General features: G+C 62.0%; 16 protein-coding genes. 7 read left to right on the top strand and 9 right to left on the bottom strand.

Annotated features, from left to right (window positions below):
- The first annotated feature begins 118 nt into the window (after positions 1-118).
- Positions 119-883, top strand: a complete 765-nt coding sequence (locus FX984_RS28140) for an SDR family oxidoreductase (RefSeq protein ID WP_027607705.1) — start codon at positions 119-121, stop codon at positions 881-883.
- A 150-nt stretch (positions 884-1,033) separates the two neighbouring features.
- Positions 1,034-1,939 (top strand): cation diffusion facilitator family transporter, encoded by a 906-nt coding sequence (locus FX984_RS28135; protein ID WP_092358954.1) that lies wholly within the window; start codon positions 1,034-1,036, stop codon positions 1,937-1,939.
- A gap of 27 nt (positions 1,940-1,966) precedes the next feature.
- Here the strand turns inward: FX984_RS28135 and FX984_RS28130 are convergent, their stop codons facing one another.
- The 5 genes from FX984_RS28130 to ureE form a co-directional block, all read right to left on the bottom strand.
- Positions 1,967-3,088: an AGE family epimerase/isomerase gene (locus tag FX984_RS28130; protein WP_027607707.1), complete on the bottom strand. Its 1,122-nt coding sequence runs from the start codon at positions 3,086-3,088 to the stop codon at positions 1,967-1,969.
- Between the two features lie 180 nt (positions 3,089-3,268).
- On the bottom strand, positions 3,269-3,841 hold the full coding sequence (locus FX984_RS28125) for a HupE/UreJ family protein (protein ID WP_092358952.1): 573 nt from the start codon (positions 3,839-3,841) through the stop codon (positions 3,269-3,271).
- 22 nt (positions 3,842-3,863) lie between these two features.
- Positions 3,864-4,478: an urease accessory protein UreG gene (ureG, locus tag FX984_RS28120; RefSeq protein ID WP_012721947.1), complete on the bottom strand. Its 615-nt coding sequence runs from the start codon at positions 4,476-4,478 to the stop codon at positions 3,864-3,866.
- Positions 4,479-4,499: 21 nt separating this feature from the next.
- Positions 4,500-5,174, bottom strand: coding sequence for an urease accessory protein UreF (locus FX984_RS28115; protein ID WP_027607709.1), 675 nt, complete (start codon positions 5,172-5,174; stop codon positions 4,500-4,502).
- A complete protein-coding gene (gene ureE / locus FX984_RS28110; protein WP_065947138.1) occupies positions 5,171-5,671 on the bottom strand; it encodes an urease accessory protein UreE in 501 nt (166 codons plus the stop codon). Before ureE ends, FX984_RS28115 begins: the two co-directional genes overlap by 4 nt.
- A 339-nt stretch (positions 5,672-6,010) precedes the next feature.
- Between ureE and FX984_RS28105 the strand changes: the two genes are divergently transcribed.
- On the top strand, positions 6,011-6,532 hold the full coding sequence (locus tag FX984_RS28105) for a C40 family peptidase (protein ID WP_027607711.1): 522 nt from the start codon (positions 6,011-6,013) through the stop codon (positions 6,530-6,532).
- A 5-nt stretch (positions 6,533-6,537) separates the two neighbouring features.
- On the opposite strand, the gene FX984_RS28100 is transcribed toward FX984_RS28105, so the two are convergent.
- Both FX984_RS28100 and FX984_RS28095 read right to left on the bottom strand, forming a co-directional pair.
- Positions 6,538-7,170, bottom strand: coding sequence for a TetR family transcriptional regulator (locus FX984_RS28100; protein ID WP_027607712.1), 633 nt, complete (start codon positions 7,168-7,170; stop codon positions 6,538-6,540).
- A 163-nt stretch (positions 7,171-7,333) separates the two neighbouring features.
- Positions 7,334-7,705: a hypothetical protein gene (locus tag FX984_RS28095; protein ID WP_065925601.1), complete on the bottom strand. Its 372-nt coding sequence runs from the start codon at positions 7,703-7,705 to the stop codon at positions 7,334-7,336.
- A 358-nt stretch (positions 7,706-8,063) separates the two neighbouring features.
- Between FX984_RS28095 and FX984_RS28090 the strand changes: the two genes are divergently transcribed.
- On the top strand, positions 8,064-10,133 hold the full coding sequence (locus FX984_RS28090; RefSeq protein ID WP_108573620.1) for an AsmA family protein: 2,070 nt from the start codon (positions 8,064-8,066) through the stop codon (positions 10,131-10,133).
- Between the two features lie 128 nt (positions 10,134-10,261).
- Here FX984_RS28090 and FX984_RS28085 read toward each other — a convergent pair whose 3' ends face one another.
- Positions 10,262-10,792, bottom strand: coding sequence for a ferritin-like domain-containing protein (locus FX984_RS28085; protein ID WP_027607715.1), 531 nt, complete (start codon positions 10,790-10,792; stop codon positions 10,262-10,264).
- 176 nt (positions 10,793-10,968) lie between these two features.
- On the opposite strand from FX984_RS28085, the gene FX984_RS28080 reads away from it, so the two are divergent.
- A complete protein-coding gene (locus FX984_RS28080; protein ID WP_146476863.1) occupies positions 10,969-11,859 on the top strand; it encodes an esterase/lipase family protein in 891 nt (296 codons plus the stop codon).
- Here FX984_RS28080 and FX984_RS28075 read toward each other — a convergent pair.
- Positions 11,856-12,734 carry a DMT family transporter gene (locus tag FX984_RS28075; protein ID WP_027607717.1) on the bottom strand — a complete coding sequence of 293 codons (879 nt, stop codon included), beginning with the start codon at positions 12,732-12,734 and terminating at the stop codon, positions 11,856-11,858. The genes FX984_RS28080 and FX984_RS28075 overlap by 4 nt on opposite strands.
- Before the next feature lie 97 nt (positions 12,735-12,831).
- Here FX984_RS28075 and FX984_RS28070 point away from each other — a divergent pair, with 97 nt between their 5' ends.
- Both FX984_RS28070 and FX984_RS28065 read left to right on the top strand, forming a co-directional pair.
- Entirely contained in the window at positions 12,832-13,620 is a 789-nt protein-coding gene (locus tag FX984_RS28070) for an AraC family transcriptional regulator (protein WP_027607718.1), read from the top strand.
- A gap of 71 nt (positions 13,621-13,691) precedes the next feature.
- A complete protein-coding gene (locus FX984_RS28065) occupies positions 13,692-13,991 on the top strand; it encodes a PsiF family protein (protein ID WP_027607719.1) in 300 nt (99 codons plus the stop codon).
- Positions 13,992-13,998: the final 7 nt, after the last annotated feature.

Genomic DNA, 13,998 nt, shown 5'->3' with positions numbered 1-13,998 from the left:
TGAATGATTAAAAAATGACCAGTCGTGCATGAAGTTCTGTGCATGGCGGTTGCCGCAACCGCGGCGTAAGGGCATTCTGCTGGCTGATTTTTTTCCCGATGCCCGCAAGGAGAACACCATGTCCAACACGCTGTTTATTACTGGCGCCACCTCAGGTTTCGGCGAAGCCTGCGCCCGCCGGTTTGCCGAGGCCGGCTGGAAACTGGTGCTTACCGGTCGTCGTGCCGAGCGTTTGAATGCGCTGGTCGAGGAGCTTTCCAAGCAGACCGAAGTGCACGGCCTGGTGGTGGACGTACGGGATCGCACAGGCATGGAAGAGGCGATCGCCAACCTGCCGCCATCGTTCGCCACCCTGCGCGGGCTGATCAACAACGCCGGCCTGGCCGTGGGCACCGACCCGGCGCCCAAGTGCAACCTCGACGACTGGGAAACCATGGTCGACACCAACATCAAAGGCCTGCTGACCACCACCAGCCTGCTGCTGCCGCGCCTGATCGCCCATGGCCGTGGCGCCGGGATCATCAACCTGGGCTCCATCGCCGGCAGCTACCCGTACCCGGGCAGCCATGTGTATGGCGGTTCCAAGGCGTTCGTGAAGCAGTTCTCCCTGAACCTGCGGTGTGACCTGCAGGGCACCGGCGTGCGTGTGACCAACATCGAGCCGGGCCTGTGCGAAAGCGAGTTCTCCCTGGTGCGCTTCGGCGGTGACCAGGCGCGCTACGACGCGACCTACGCCGGTGCCGAGCCGATCCAGCCGCAGGACATTGCCGACACCATCTTCTGGGTGCTGAACACGCCGGCGCACGTCAACATCAACCGCCTGGAACTGATGCCGGTGAGCCAGACCTGGGCTGGGTTTGCGATTGAGCGGGGGGCCAAGTAAGGCTCTAGACCGCGTTGCTGCCATCGGGGGCTTGGCGAATCGTCGCACCGCCCCGATGGCGTCAAATCGGCCAAAACAGGCCATAAGGTACACTCCACCCCTGAAAACCCCACCGCACCCTGCGGTTTAAAGGTTTTGACGGGAGGAAATGTGAGTAACCGAGGTGAGCAGTCACTGCTCAAGCAATCGACGATCCTGATGTTCGCGGTAGCGATCGCCGGGATTGTCACGGGTGTGATATCTGGCGCCCAATCCATTCTGTTCGACGGCTTTTTCTCGCTGATCGCCACCGCCATCAAGGTGTTGATGCTGATCACGGCCAAGCTGATCGCCAAGAAAAGCAACGAGCGCTTCCAGTTCGGCTATTGGCATCTGGAGCCCATGGTGCTGCTGATCGAAGGCAGCTTCCTGCTGCTGATCGCCATCTATGCGTTCCTGAACGGTGTGTTCGGCATTATCAATGGCGGGCGCGAGATCGAGTTGGGCCTGGTGATCATCTACGCGGCGGTGTTTACCGTGGTCGAGTTCGCCTACTTCTTCTATGTGCGCTATCGCAACCGCAGGCTGAAATCCTCGCTGATCCAGTTCGACAACATCAGTTGGCTGGTGGACGCGATGCTCTCGGTGGGCCTGCTGGTCAGCTTTCTCGCCGCGCTGTTGCTCAAGTCCCAGGGCTATGGCGAGTGGGCGGTGTATGTCGACCCATTGATCCTGATCCTGCTGGCCCTGAGCATGCTGGCACCGGCGTTCAAGATCCTGCGCCCGGCGTTGCGCGAGGTGCTGGGGATCGCGCCGGATCACCTGGATGACAAAGTGCGCGAGGTGATGGACGCGGCGCAGGCCAGGCATGGGTTCGATGACTACGTGTCCTACGTGCAAAAGCACGGTCGGGCGCGGTTTATCGAAATCCATGTGGTGCTGCCGGCGGATTACCCGGTGGATAACGTCGCGACCCTGGATGGGCTGCGTGAAGAGATATCCACAGGGCTCGGCGCACCGGATGCGGCGCGCTGGCTGACGATCAGCTTTACCGGGGATCGCAAGTGGATTGCGTGATGGGTCGTTAGACCGAGGCCCTGCAGGTCACCCGAGAGGCTGGATCAGCCCCTGGTAGCAGGTTGCCAAATGATAAGGGGTGGTCGATGGCATATCCCGTCGGCTCACCGCGCCGTTGGCATCCAGGCATTCATGCCAGCCTTTCTCATGCAGGAAATGCTGTTGCAGCGCCAGCAGCTGGCGCTGCAGCACCGCCTCACTGCCAGGGCGCAAGGTCAGTGCCCGCAGGTACTCGGCCTGGGCCCAGATACGCTGGGTGCCGTCGCGCACGCTGCCGTCGAGTGCCAACATGCCGCTGACCGCTCCGGTCGCGCTGTCCACACCCTTTTGCTCAGCGTAGGCAAACGCCCGCGTCAGTGACGCATGCAGCGGCGTGCCGCGCAGCACGGGCGACGATTCGAGCAAAAAGAACCACTCGAACTGGTGCCCCGGCTCAAACCAGTTATCCACAGCGCCCAGCGGCTTTTCCATCATCACGCCGTGCCGGCGGTTGATGAAACGCTGCTGCATGGCCGTCGCCAAGGCCAGCAGGGCCGCTTGCACAGGGGCATCCTCGCGCACCGCGAGGGTGGCTAGGAAACCTTCGGCCAGGTGCATCAACGGGTTTTGCAGCGGGCCGGACTGGAGGGACGACCAGTTGCGTTCCAGCACCGCCTCGTACAGGCCGTCCTCGGTGGCGAAGCGCTGGGCGACGACTTCGAGGGCGGCGTTCAGCACCGATTCCACCAGCGGTTCACGCACCTTGGCCCAGTAATGGGCGCAGGCAAAGATGATGAAGGCGTGGGTGTAGAGGTCTTTGCGCTTGTCCAGCGGCTGGCCGGCGGGGTCGACGCTGTAGAACCAGCCGCCGTGTTCGGCATCGTGGAAATGCCGTTGCAGGGAGCGGAACAGCACCGCCGCGCGCTCTTCAGCGAAAGCCGCCCCTGGCGCGCCGATCAGGCTGGCGAACAGGTACAACTGCCGCGCGCAGGCCATGGCGCGGTAGCGTTGCGGCGGCAGTGGGCGGTGATCGGCGTCCAGCGCCTCATAGGGCAGCGCCAATTCGGCATTCCAGCCCGGGCCCTGCCAGAGCGGCACGATCAGGGTGTGGAAGTGCGTGAGCACGGCATTCAACGAAGGCTGGGGGGCGGAGCTTGGAGCGATGGGCATCGGCTGGCGTCGTCACGGCAGGGGTGTAGGCGCGCATGGTAGCAGGCTTGGGAACTGTGGTGTCTGCGCCACCGCTATCGGGGGCAAGCCCCCTCCCACTTTTGACTGCGTTCCACAGGTGGAACTCGGTCGAATGTGAGGGAACTTGCCCCGATAAGGGCCTTATAAGCGCTGCAAATCTTAGCCTGCCAGCAACCACACCCCAGTCGCCGCCGAAGCCGCTCCGGCAATCCGCACCAGCGGCGCCGCTGCGGCCGGCAGCCAGCGCACCAGCGCATACCCGGCCGCGTGCAGTGCAGCGGTCGCGCCGACAAAACCGGCGGCATACGCCCAAGGGCTCGACATGTCCGGCAGCTCCAAGCCATGGGCCACACCATGGAACAACGCAAACAACGCCGTCGCACCCATGGCCATGAACAACGGCGGACGCACCGCCAGTGCCACCGCCAGGCCCAGGGCCAGCACCGAGGCGGCGATCCCGCTTTCCAGCGCGGGCAATTGCAGCCCTTCAAAGCCCAGCACGCCGCCCATCAGCATGGTGCCGACAAAGGTGCACGGCAGGGCCCAGCGCGCGGCACCCTTTTGTTGCGCGGCCCACAGGCCGACCGCAAGCATGGCCAGCAGGTGGTCGAGGCCGCCCAGCGGGTGGCTGATACCGGCTACCAGGCCGTTGTCGCCGTGGCCAGGGTGAGCGAAGGCCAGGGCGGGCGCGAGCAGCAGGGCGGCGGCTGCGAGGAGTTTATTGAGGTTCATAAACAGGTTCCTTATGGGTTGATCAGGCGGCGGTCAGCAGGCCTTGGCGTTCGATAAAGGCGACGATTTCTTCCAGGCCTACCCCGGTTTTCTGGTTGCTGAACACAAAGGGTTTGCCGTTGCGCATGCGCTGGGTGTCGCTGTTCATCAGCTCCAGCGACGCGCCCACCAGCGGCGCCAGGTCGATCTTGTTGATCACCAGCAGGTCGGATTTGCAAATACCAGGCCCGCCTTTGCGCGGCAGCTTGTCGCCGGCGGACACATCGATCACATAGATGGTCAGGTCCGACAGCTCCGGGCTGAAGGTGGCCGACAGGTTATCGCCGCCGGACTCCACCAGGATCAGGTCCAGGCCGGGAAAGCGGCGATTGAGTTGGTCCACCGCTTCCAGATTGATCGAGGCGTCCTCGCGAATCGCCGTGTGCGGGCAGCCGCCGGTTTCCACGCCGATGATGCGCTCCGGCGCCAGGGCCTGGTTGCGCACCAGGAAGTCGGCGTCTTCGCGGGTGTAGATGTCGTTGGTGACCACCGCCAGGTTGTAGCGATCGCGCAGCGCGAGGCACAGGGCCAGGGTCAGGGCGGTCTTGCCGGAGCCGACCGGGCCACCGATACCGACACGCAGGGGTTGTGTGTTCATGTCTGATTCTCCAAAAAAACCTTAGGAACGGAACAGGCGGCTGTACTGGCGCTCGTGGGCCATGCTCGCCAAGGACAGGCCGAAGGCGGCGCTGCCGAAATGCTGGGGGTCGATGCGGGCGGCGTCCTGCCGGGCCTGTTGCAGCTGGGGCAGCAGCTCGCTGGTCAGGCGTTGCGCGGCTTGCTGGCCCAGGGGCAGGGTTTTCATCAGCACGGCCAATTGGTTTTCCAGCCAGCTCCAGAGCCAGGCGGCGAGGGCGTCGTCGGCGCTGATCGCCCAGGCGCGCGCGGCCAGTGCCCAGCCGAGGGCCAAGTGCGGTTCGCGGCGTTGCTCCAGGAAGCGGCGGGCGTCGCTGTCCAGTTCCGGCAGGCCATTGAGCAACTGCTGCAGGGAATAACCCATCTGTCGGCTTTCCTGATACAGCTCCCGGGTTTCGCGGCTGGCTTGATGCGCTTCGCACAGCTGCGCCAACGCTGGCCAGTCCTGCTCTGCGGCGGCGCGGCAATGGGCGAGCAACAGCGGAGCTTCGAAGCGCGCGAGGTTGAGCAGCAATTGGTCGCTGATCCAGCGCCGAGCGCTGGCGGCATCGTTGACGCGGCCGTTCTCCACGGCCATTTCCAGGCCCTGGGAATAGCTGTAGCCGCCAATCGGCAATTGCGGACTGGCCAGACGCAACAGCGCCCAGGCTGGGTTCATAGACGTACGCCGAACTGATGCAGCTTGGGCGGGTAGTTGAAATCTTCATCGCCATGCCGGGAGTGGTGGTGACCGCCGCCATAGGCGCCGTGTTCCGGTTGGAACGGCGCCTCGATGGTTTCGGTGTGGGCGCCCAGTTGCTCAAGCATGGCCTTGAGCACGTAGTCATCGAGCAGGCGCAACCAGCCGTCTCCCACTTGCAAGGCCACATGGCGGTTGCCGAGGTGGTAGGCGGCGCGGGTCAGTTCAAACGCGTTGCTGCAGGTGACGTGTAGCAGGTGTTCAGGGCGGGCGCACACGCGTACGACACGTCCGTCTTCGGCTTGCAGGAATTCGCCATCGTGCAGCGGCGGCTGGCCGCGCTCCAGAAACAGGCCGACGTCTTCACCGTCGGCACTGAAACAGCGCAGGCGGCTCTTGCTGCGTGCTTCGAAATTCAGCAGCAGCTCAGCGGCCCAGAGGGCTTGGGGGGCGATTCGGCGGTGGATCACCAGCATCAGGAAGCTTCCAGCTATGAGCGATGGAAGTGCTAGAGCAAGGGCCTTGCCAATCAGGTATTGATGTAGGAATTCTCTGTCGGTGCGCGAGGAGATGCCACTGAATAGGGCGGGGTTGAGTGCTGCGAGTGCTTGCTGTTGGTGCGCTGCCGGCTATTCAGCACTTAAATGGTGCTCTTTTTGTTGGCGGGTGGTGTTTATCACATCAAGTTCCTTCCGTTTTTTCGTATATGGGATTTTCGGATTTGTCCTACTGGATGTAAGGATTCGGCGTTCATCTGCTTACGCGCCAGACCGTTAGGATTTGCGCCGTGCTAAACATCCACGGCGAGTTCCAGTATGTTCAAATCAATTGTGTGTTTATTCATTTTCAGTCTTTACCTGGTCACTCCCTCGTCCTCGGCCAATATCCAGCCGCGCGGGGCAGCCCCTCTCGAGATCGCGACGCCCCTGCAGTCGCTGCAAAAGCGCCCAGCCATCGACAATGTGATCGACCGCGCCCATCAATTGCTGGGCACCTCGTATAAATGGGGCGGGAACACCGTGGAGCAGGGCTTCGACTGCAGCAGCTTGCTGGTCTACCTGTTCAGGACCGAAGCCAATATCCGTATACCCCGCACCACGGCGGCGATGCACCGTTCCAATGCCATGACGATCAAGCGTAACGCGCTCAAACCTGGGGATGCGGTGTTCTTCAAAGGTAACGGGCGCAGTCAGGTCAGCCATGTCGGCCTTTATATAGGCGAGGGCAAATTCATTCATTCGCCGCGCGCCGGCAAGACGGTGCGAATCGACTCACTGAGCAATCGCTACTGGAACAAGAACTACAGTACCGCCAAGCGCTTTCACTCGGCGGGATAGCCGGCTTACTCCGTACTGCCCAGGCCTTGCCAATGCTTGAGGCCGATAAAGATAAAGCGCAGTTGCTGGGTGATTTTCGCCTGGGGCGTGAGGTGGGCAGGCAAGGCCTGGGCCGGTGGATCAATGATGTCGGGAAGGGTGGCGAACACGCTCTTGACGATCAGGTCGGCCATTACATGCAGGCCATCGGCGTCCAGGTGCTGCAACTTGGGCATCAGGGTCAGGTCGGCCGCCAGGTCGCGGGTGATGTCTTCACGCAGGGCACCGATGGCTTGGCGCACCGCCAGGCAACCGCCGTATTGCTCGCGGGCCAGGAACAGGAATTGCGAGCGGTTGGCCGAGACCACATCGAGAAAAATCCGCACTGAGGCATCGATAATGCCGCCCATCACGAATTCGTTGTGGCGCACCAGGCGAATGGTGGCGCGAAAGGTCTGGCCCACCTCACTCACCAATACAAGTCCAAGCTGGTCCATATCGGCAAAGTGGCGATAGAAGCCGGTGGGGACAATGCCTGCGGCCTTGGCCACTTCACGCAGGCTCAGGCTGCCAAACCCACGGCCACACTCCATCAGATGGCGGGCAGCGTCCATCAGGGCGAGGCGGGTCTGTTGCTTCTGTTCGGCACGGGGCAGCATGGGCGGGCGGGCTTTGTCGGCAAGTACAGCGACGCACTCTAGCAAAACAGCTTCATTGACGTCGAACTTGGCGGGGAATAGGTGGGGAGTGTTGCGTGACAGGCGCTACAAAAAGTCAAAAGCCCGGTCGGCAGATCGGGCTTTTTTCTGGGCCACCACAGGGTCAGCTCTGAGCTTGATGCAGTTCTTGCAGGCGATCAGCACCACCTTCGGCAACACCTTCGGTGTAGGCACGTTCGTTGGCTTGTTCCGCACCACCTTCAACCAGGCCTTTCTGTTCCAGGCGATCACGGCCACCTTCGGCAACACCTTCAGTGTAGGCACGCTTGTTGGCGTGTTCCGAACCGTTTTCAGCGACAGCACCTTTGGCGTAGTCACGGTTCTCGTCTTCTTGCGAACCGCTGCGGGCCAGGGTCTGGTTGAAGTGAACGGCGTCGGCCTTGGCTTGTGGGGTAACCTGTTCGGCGGCTGGCAGGGCAAAGGCGCTGGAAGCCAGGATGGATAACAGGACGGTAGCGAGTACTTGGCGTTTCATGATGGGTTGCTCCTTGGGAGGGCGATAAAGTGGGTACGGGGCTAATGCTACTCTCGATAAGTCGATATAAAAGTTCATAAACACAATGGTAATAATCAACAGAATTGATTGTTCTTCAGGGAGGCTCTAGATCGGGCCTCTCAAGCACGCGGTTTTGCACCGAGGTGGGTATTTTCGACACGAATCCGGGTAACAATGGTGCGCCGTGGAGGATCGAATCTGTCGAAACGGTCAGGAAAGCAGGTTTTCAAGGGTAAATCGGAGATTGGGTTAAACCCACGAGCGGTTTGCCAGTCGTAGTTTTATAAGCTGTCCTACAGGTGTTGGTTCAGCCGGTCGTATTCAGGAGTCCTGTGCAATGACGCGCACTCGTAAAATCGTCATGTGGAGCTGCGCCAGCTTCGTTGTGTTAATCGCTGTGGTGGTACTGGTCCTGGTGTTCTTTGACTGGAACCGCATCAAACCGCCCCTCAATGCCAAAGTCTCCGAAGAACTGCATCGTCCGTTTGCCATCAATGGCAACCTGGCGGTGGTGTGGGCACGTGAGCCCGATGAAGGCGGCTGGCGCGCCTGGGTGCCGTGGCCCCATGTGATTGCCGAGGACCTGACCCTGGGCAACCCCGACTGGTCGAAAAAACCGCAGATGGTCACGCTGAAAAAGGTCGAGCTGCGTATTTCGCCGCTGGCGTTGCTGGTGCAGCGCGTGGTGATCCCGCGTATCGACCTCACCGAACCGAGTGCCGAGTTGCAGCGCCTGGCCGATGGCCGCGCCAACTGGACGTTCACGTTCGACCCCAAGGACCCCGACGCCGAACCTTCCAACTGGGTGGTGGACATCGGCGCCATTGGCTTCGACAAAGGCCACGTGACCCTCGACGACCAGACCCTCAAGACTCAGTTGGACGTGATCATCGACCCCCTGGGCAAGCCGATTCCGTTCGGCGAAATCGTCGGCGACGCCGATGCCAGGAAGGCCCTGGAAAAAGGCTCCGCGCCCCAGGACTATGCGTTCGCCCTCAAGGTCAAGGGCCAGTATCACGGCCAGAAACTCGACGGCAGCGGCAAGATCGGTGGCCTGCTGGCCCTGCAGGACGCGGCCAGGCCGTTTCCGCTGCAAGCCCAGGTCAGGATTGCCGATACCAGCATCGCGTTGGCCGGCACCTTGACCGACCCGTTGAACCTCGGCGCCCTGGACCTGCGCCTGAAACTGTCCGGCAGCAGCCTGGGTAACCTCTACCCGCTGACCGGCGTCACCTTGCCGGATTCGCCGGCCTACTCGACTGACGGCCACTTGATCGCCAAGTTGCACGAGGCCAGCGGCGCGTCATTCAGCTACGAAAACTTCAACGGCAAGATCGGCAACAGCGATATTCACGGCAACCTCGCCTATGTCGCCAGCCAGCCACGTCCCAAGCTCAGCGGTGCGTTGGTGTCCAACCAATTGCTGATGAGCGACCTCGCCCCCCTGATCGGTGCCGACTCCAACGCCAAGCAAAAAGCGCGTGGCGGTGAGAGCAAGCAGCCGGCGACCAAAGTGCTGCCGGTGGAAGAGTTCCGCACCGAGCGCTGGCGCGACATGGATGCCGATGTGGAATTCACCGGCAAACGCATCGTGCACAGTGCCGAGTTGCCCTTCACCGACCTCTATACCCACCTGGTGCTCAACGACGGCGAACTGAGCCTGGAACCGCTGCGATTCGGCGTCGCTGGCGGCAAGCTGGATGCGCAGATCCGCTTGAACGGCCGCACCACGCCGATGGAAGGCCGCGCCAAACTGACTGCGCGCAACTTCAAGCTCAAGCAGTTGTTCCCGACCTTCGAACCGATGAAAACCAGCTTTGGTGAACTCAACGGCGATGCCGATATTTCCGGGCGTGGCAACTCCGTCGCGGCGCTGCTGGGCACCTCCAACGGTGACCTGAAGATGCTGATCAACGACGGCGCCATCAGCCGTGGCCTGATGGAAATTGCCGGGCTCAACGTGGGCAACTACGTGGTGGGTCGCCTGTTCGGCGACAAGGAAGTGAAGATCAACTGCGCGGCGGCGGACTTCGGGATCAAGACCGGCCTGGCAACCACGCGCTTGTTTGTGTTCGATACCGAGAACGCGATCATCTATATCGATGGCACCGCCAACATGGCCACCGAACAGCTCGACCTGACCATCACCCCCGAGTCCAAGGGCTTCCGCCTGTTTTCCCTGCGTTCGCCGTTGTACGTCAATGGCCCGTTCATCAAGCCCAATGCGGGTGTAAAGGCCATCCCCCTGGCCCTGCGGGGCGCGGGCATGGTGGCACTGGGCGTGATCGCCGGCCCGGCAGCGGGTCTGTTGGCGCTGGTGGCACCGAGCGCCGATGCGCCGAACCAGTGTGCACCGTTGTTGCAGCAGATGAAGGAAGGCAAGGCGCCGAAGACGGTGAAGGGCTAGCATATAGAACACAAACCCCAATGTGGGAGGGGGCTTGCCCCCGATGACGGAGTGTCAGTCACCAGATGCAGTGGCTGAAACGACGCATCGGGGGCAAGCCCCCTCCCACATGTTTTGAATTGCGCTGCTTAGAGACTTTCGAGGATGTCGGCCATATCGTCCGCATGCTCTTCTTCCTGAGCCAGGATCTCTTCAAACAGACGGCGCGTGGTCGGATCCTTATCACCGATGTACTGGATGATTTCGCGGTAGCTGTCCACCGCGATCCGCTCGGCCACCAGGTCTTCGTAGACCATTTCCTTCAAGCTGTTACCGGCCACGTATTGGGCATGGGAGTTCTTCGACAGCAGGTCCGGGTTGAACTCCGGCTCGCCGCCCAGCTGCACGATGCGTTCGGCCAGTTTGTCGGCGTGCTCGGCTTCCTGGGTGGCGTGTTCGAGGAATTCCTGCGCGGCGACGGCAGCTTTAACGCCGCTGGCCATGAAGTAGTGGCGCTTGTAGCGCAGCACACACACCAGTTCAGTGGCCAGGGAGCCGTTGAGCAGGCGGATGATCTCTTCGCGGTCGGCGTCATAGCCCTCGGTCACGGCACCGTTTTCGACGTTCTGGCGGGCGCGGCTGCGCAGGGTCGCAACGTCAGTCAAGTTTGCTTCAGTCATCTCAATCTCCTGGGGCTAATCCGGTTTTACGCCACGCTCTGTCGGCGTGATCGCTCCCAGTTGTGAGTCACGGGCGCAGCAAAAAGTTTTATTGGATTTGCCAGGCGTGTCATCAGCGCGTCGCCGGAATTGGGCTAGCCTGCCATCATCCTCTCTTGATCAAGGACGTTCGCTTCATGTCGCAGTCGTTAGCCACGCGTTATCCCTTGGTGCTGGTGCCCGGCATGCTGGGGTTCGTGCGCCTGGGGTTCTTCCCTTACTGGTACGGCATTGTCCCGGCACTGCGGGCGGGTGGGGCGCAGGTGTTTCCCATCCAGGTGGCGCCGCTGGACTCCAGCGAGGTGCGTGGCGAGCAGTTGCTGGCGCAGATCGAGCGGATTCGCCTTGAGACCGGCGCCGACAAGGTCAACCTGATCGGCCATAGCCAGGGCGCGCTGACCGCCCGTTATGCGGCGGCCAAGCGCCCGGAGTGGGTGGCGTCGGTGACGTCGGTGGCCGGGCCCAACCACGGTTCGGAACTGGCGGACCATATCCACGCCCATTATCCGGCCGACAGCGTGAAGGGCCGGCTGATGAGCGCGCTGTTTCATCTGGTTGCAACGGTGATGAGCCTGCTGGAAACCGGCTATCGCGGCCCGCGTTTCAAGGCGGACTTGCAGGCGTCCCACCATTCCCTGACCAGCGCAGGCGTGGCGCTGTTCAACCGCAAGTATCCCCAAGGGTTGCCGCATATCTGGGGCGGGCACGGGGCGGAGGTGGACAATGGCGTGCGCTACTACTCATGGTCCGGCACCTTGCAACCGGGCAAGACCGATCGCGGACGCAACCTGCTGGACGGGACGAATCGCAGCTGCCGATTGTTCGCCCGCAGCTTCGTGCGCGAGAAGGGCCAGTGCGACGGCATGGTCGGGCGCTGCAGCTCGCACCTGGGGCGGGTGATCGGCGATGACTACGCCCTGGACCACTTCGATATCGTCAACCAATCCATGGGCCTGGTCGGCAAGGGCGCCGAGCCGATTCGGTTGTTCGTCGAGCATGCCCAGCGCCTGAAGGCGGCCGGGGTTTAAGCCTGGCGGCGCACCGGCGTGGTCCAGCGCTCCGACAAAATCACCCCGCCCAAGGTCAGCAAACCGCCCACCAGGTGATACAACGCCAATTCTTCCCTGAGCACCACGGCCGCAATCAATGCGGTAATCAACGGCAGCAGGTTGAAAAACAACGTGGTGCGGCTGGGGCCCAGGGTCTTCACCGAGTGCATCCACGCCAGTGGCGCCAGCATCGAAGCCAGCAAGCATGCATAGAGCACCAGCGGAATATTCGTCCAGCCCAGGCCGGCTTTTGCCGAGAACAGAAACAGCGGAAACAGCACCACCACCGCCACCAGCACCTGCAGATACAGGAGCACCAGCGGCGGCAGGCGCAGTTGCCATTTTTTCAACAGGGTGCTGTAGACCGCGTACGCCAGGGTCGCGACCAGCATCATCGCATCGCCCAGGTTCACGCCGTGCTGCAGCAACGCGCCGAGGCTGCCGGCCGACACCACCACCACTACCCCTGCGAATGACAGCACCGCCCCCGTCAGTGCGCCCAAGGTCAGGCGCTGGCCCAGGCTGATGATGGCCGCCGTCAAGGCCATCAACGGCATCAACGACAGGATGATGCCCATATTGGTGGCGCTGGTCAGCGAGGCAGCGTAGTACGCCAGGCTCTGGTACACCGCCATGCCCAGCACGCCAAGGATGCCGATCTTGCCCAGGTTCGGGCGGATCAGCGGCCAGTGGGCGATGACCGGCTTGAGCATGAACGGCGTAAAGAGCAGGGCCGCCAGCAACCAGCGATAAAAGCCGATTTCAGCCGGGAAGATCGAACCCACGGCCAATTTATTGACCACGGTATTGCCGGCCCAGATAAAGATGGCCAGCAGGGGATACGCGTATTGCATCGAAAGAAACCAGATGTGTTGATGAGCCAGGATTATCCATTGTCTGGATCGAAGCCTATACTGCGATCCAGACAAACGACCTCTGTATCCAGACAATATGGCCCGACACACCGTACGCCTTGCGGATTTTGGCAGCCTGCCAAGCCCCGTGTACTTCCGTTACTCCGACTTTGCCCCCGACACGGAGTGCACCCCGCACCAGCATGTCTGGGGCTCGCTGGACTACTCCGCCAGTGGCGTAATGCGCATGGAAGTGGCCGGCAACCGCTTTATGTCGCCACCGCAGTACGCGGTGTGGATCCCACCCAATACCGAACACAGTTCCTACAATGCCCAGGCGATTGTCTACCGTTCGGTGGGCCTTTCACCGCAGCTTTGCGAGCAATTACCCCAGCAGCCCTGCACCCTGGCGATCAGCGACATCCTCAAGGCCATCCTCAGCGACTTCGCCCAGCGTGACGTCAATATCCCGCACACCGACGCCGATATTCGCCTGGCCCAGGTGCTGGTCGACCAGCTCAGGCAGGCGCCGATCCACGAGGGTTTTTTGCCCTACGCCCGCCACCCCGGGCTGCTCGGCGTGTTGGAAGGCATGCAGGCCGACCCCGCTGACAATCGCCCCCTGGCGCACTGGGCCGACCAGGTGCATGTGAGCGAGCGCACCCTGGCGCGACAATTTGTGCGCGAGCTGGGCATGAGCTTCGGCGAATGGCGCCAGCGCCTGCGCTACCTCGCCGCCATCGAAGCCCTCGACAGCGAGCGCAGTGTGCAAAATGTGGCGTTTGACCTCGGCTACAGCAGCGCCTCGGCGTTTATCGCGATGTTCCAGCGCCAGGCCGGCTGCACCCCGGAGCAGTACCGGCGGACGAATATTCGCAGCCGATGAAGATGTAACAAGGTTTGGCTACACTGCTGGGTAGGCCGTGCCTCCCGGCACGGTAACAGGGAGAAAACTCCATGAAGATGCTGCGTATTCCGCTGTTGATGATGGGCCTGCTGCTGTGTTCCCAGGGCTTTGCCGCCACTGCCCAGCAAAACAAGATGACCACCTGCAATGCCGAAGCCACTACCAAGACGCTCAAGGGCGACGAGCGCAAGGCTTTCATGAAAACCTGCCTGTCGGCGCCGGCGGCCAATGATGCGAAGACGCTCACCCCGCAACAGCAGAAGATGAAGGATTGCAATGCGTCGGCGAAAACCAAGGCGCTGACCGGCGATGCCCGCAAGACGTTCATGAGCACCTGCCTGAAGAATTGATAGCCCC

It is taken from the genome of Pseudomonas marginalis (assembly GCF_008692035.1).
Classification (GTDB): domain Bacteria; phylum Pseudomonadota; class Gammaproteobacteria; order Pseudomonadales; family Pseudomonadaceae; genus Aquipseudomonas; species Aquipseudomonas marginalis.
Note: the sequence above shows the minus strand (reverse complement) of the source record. Positions and strands in the feature narration are given on the sequence as shown.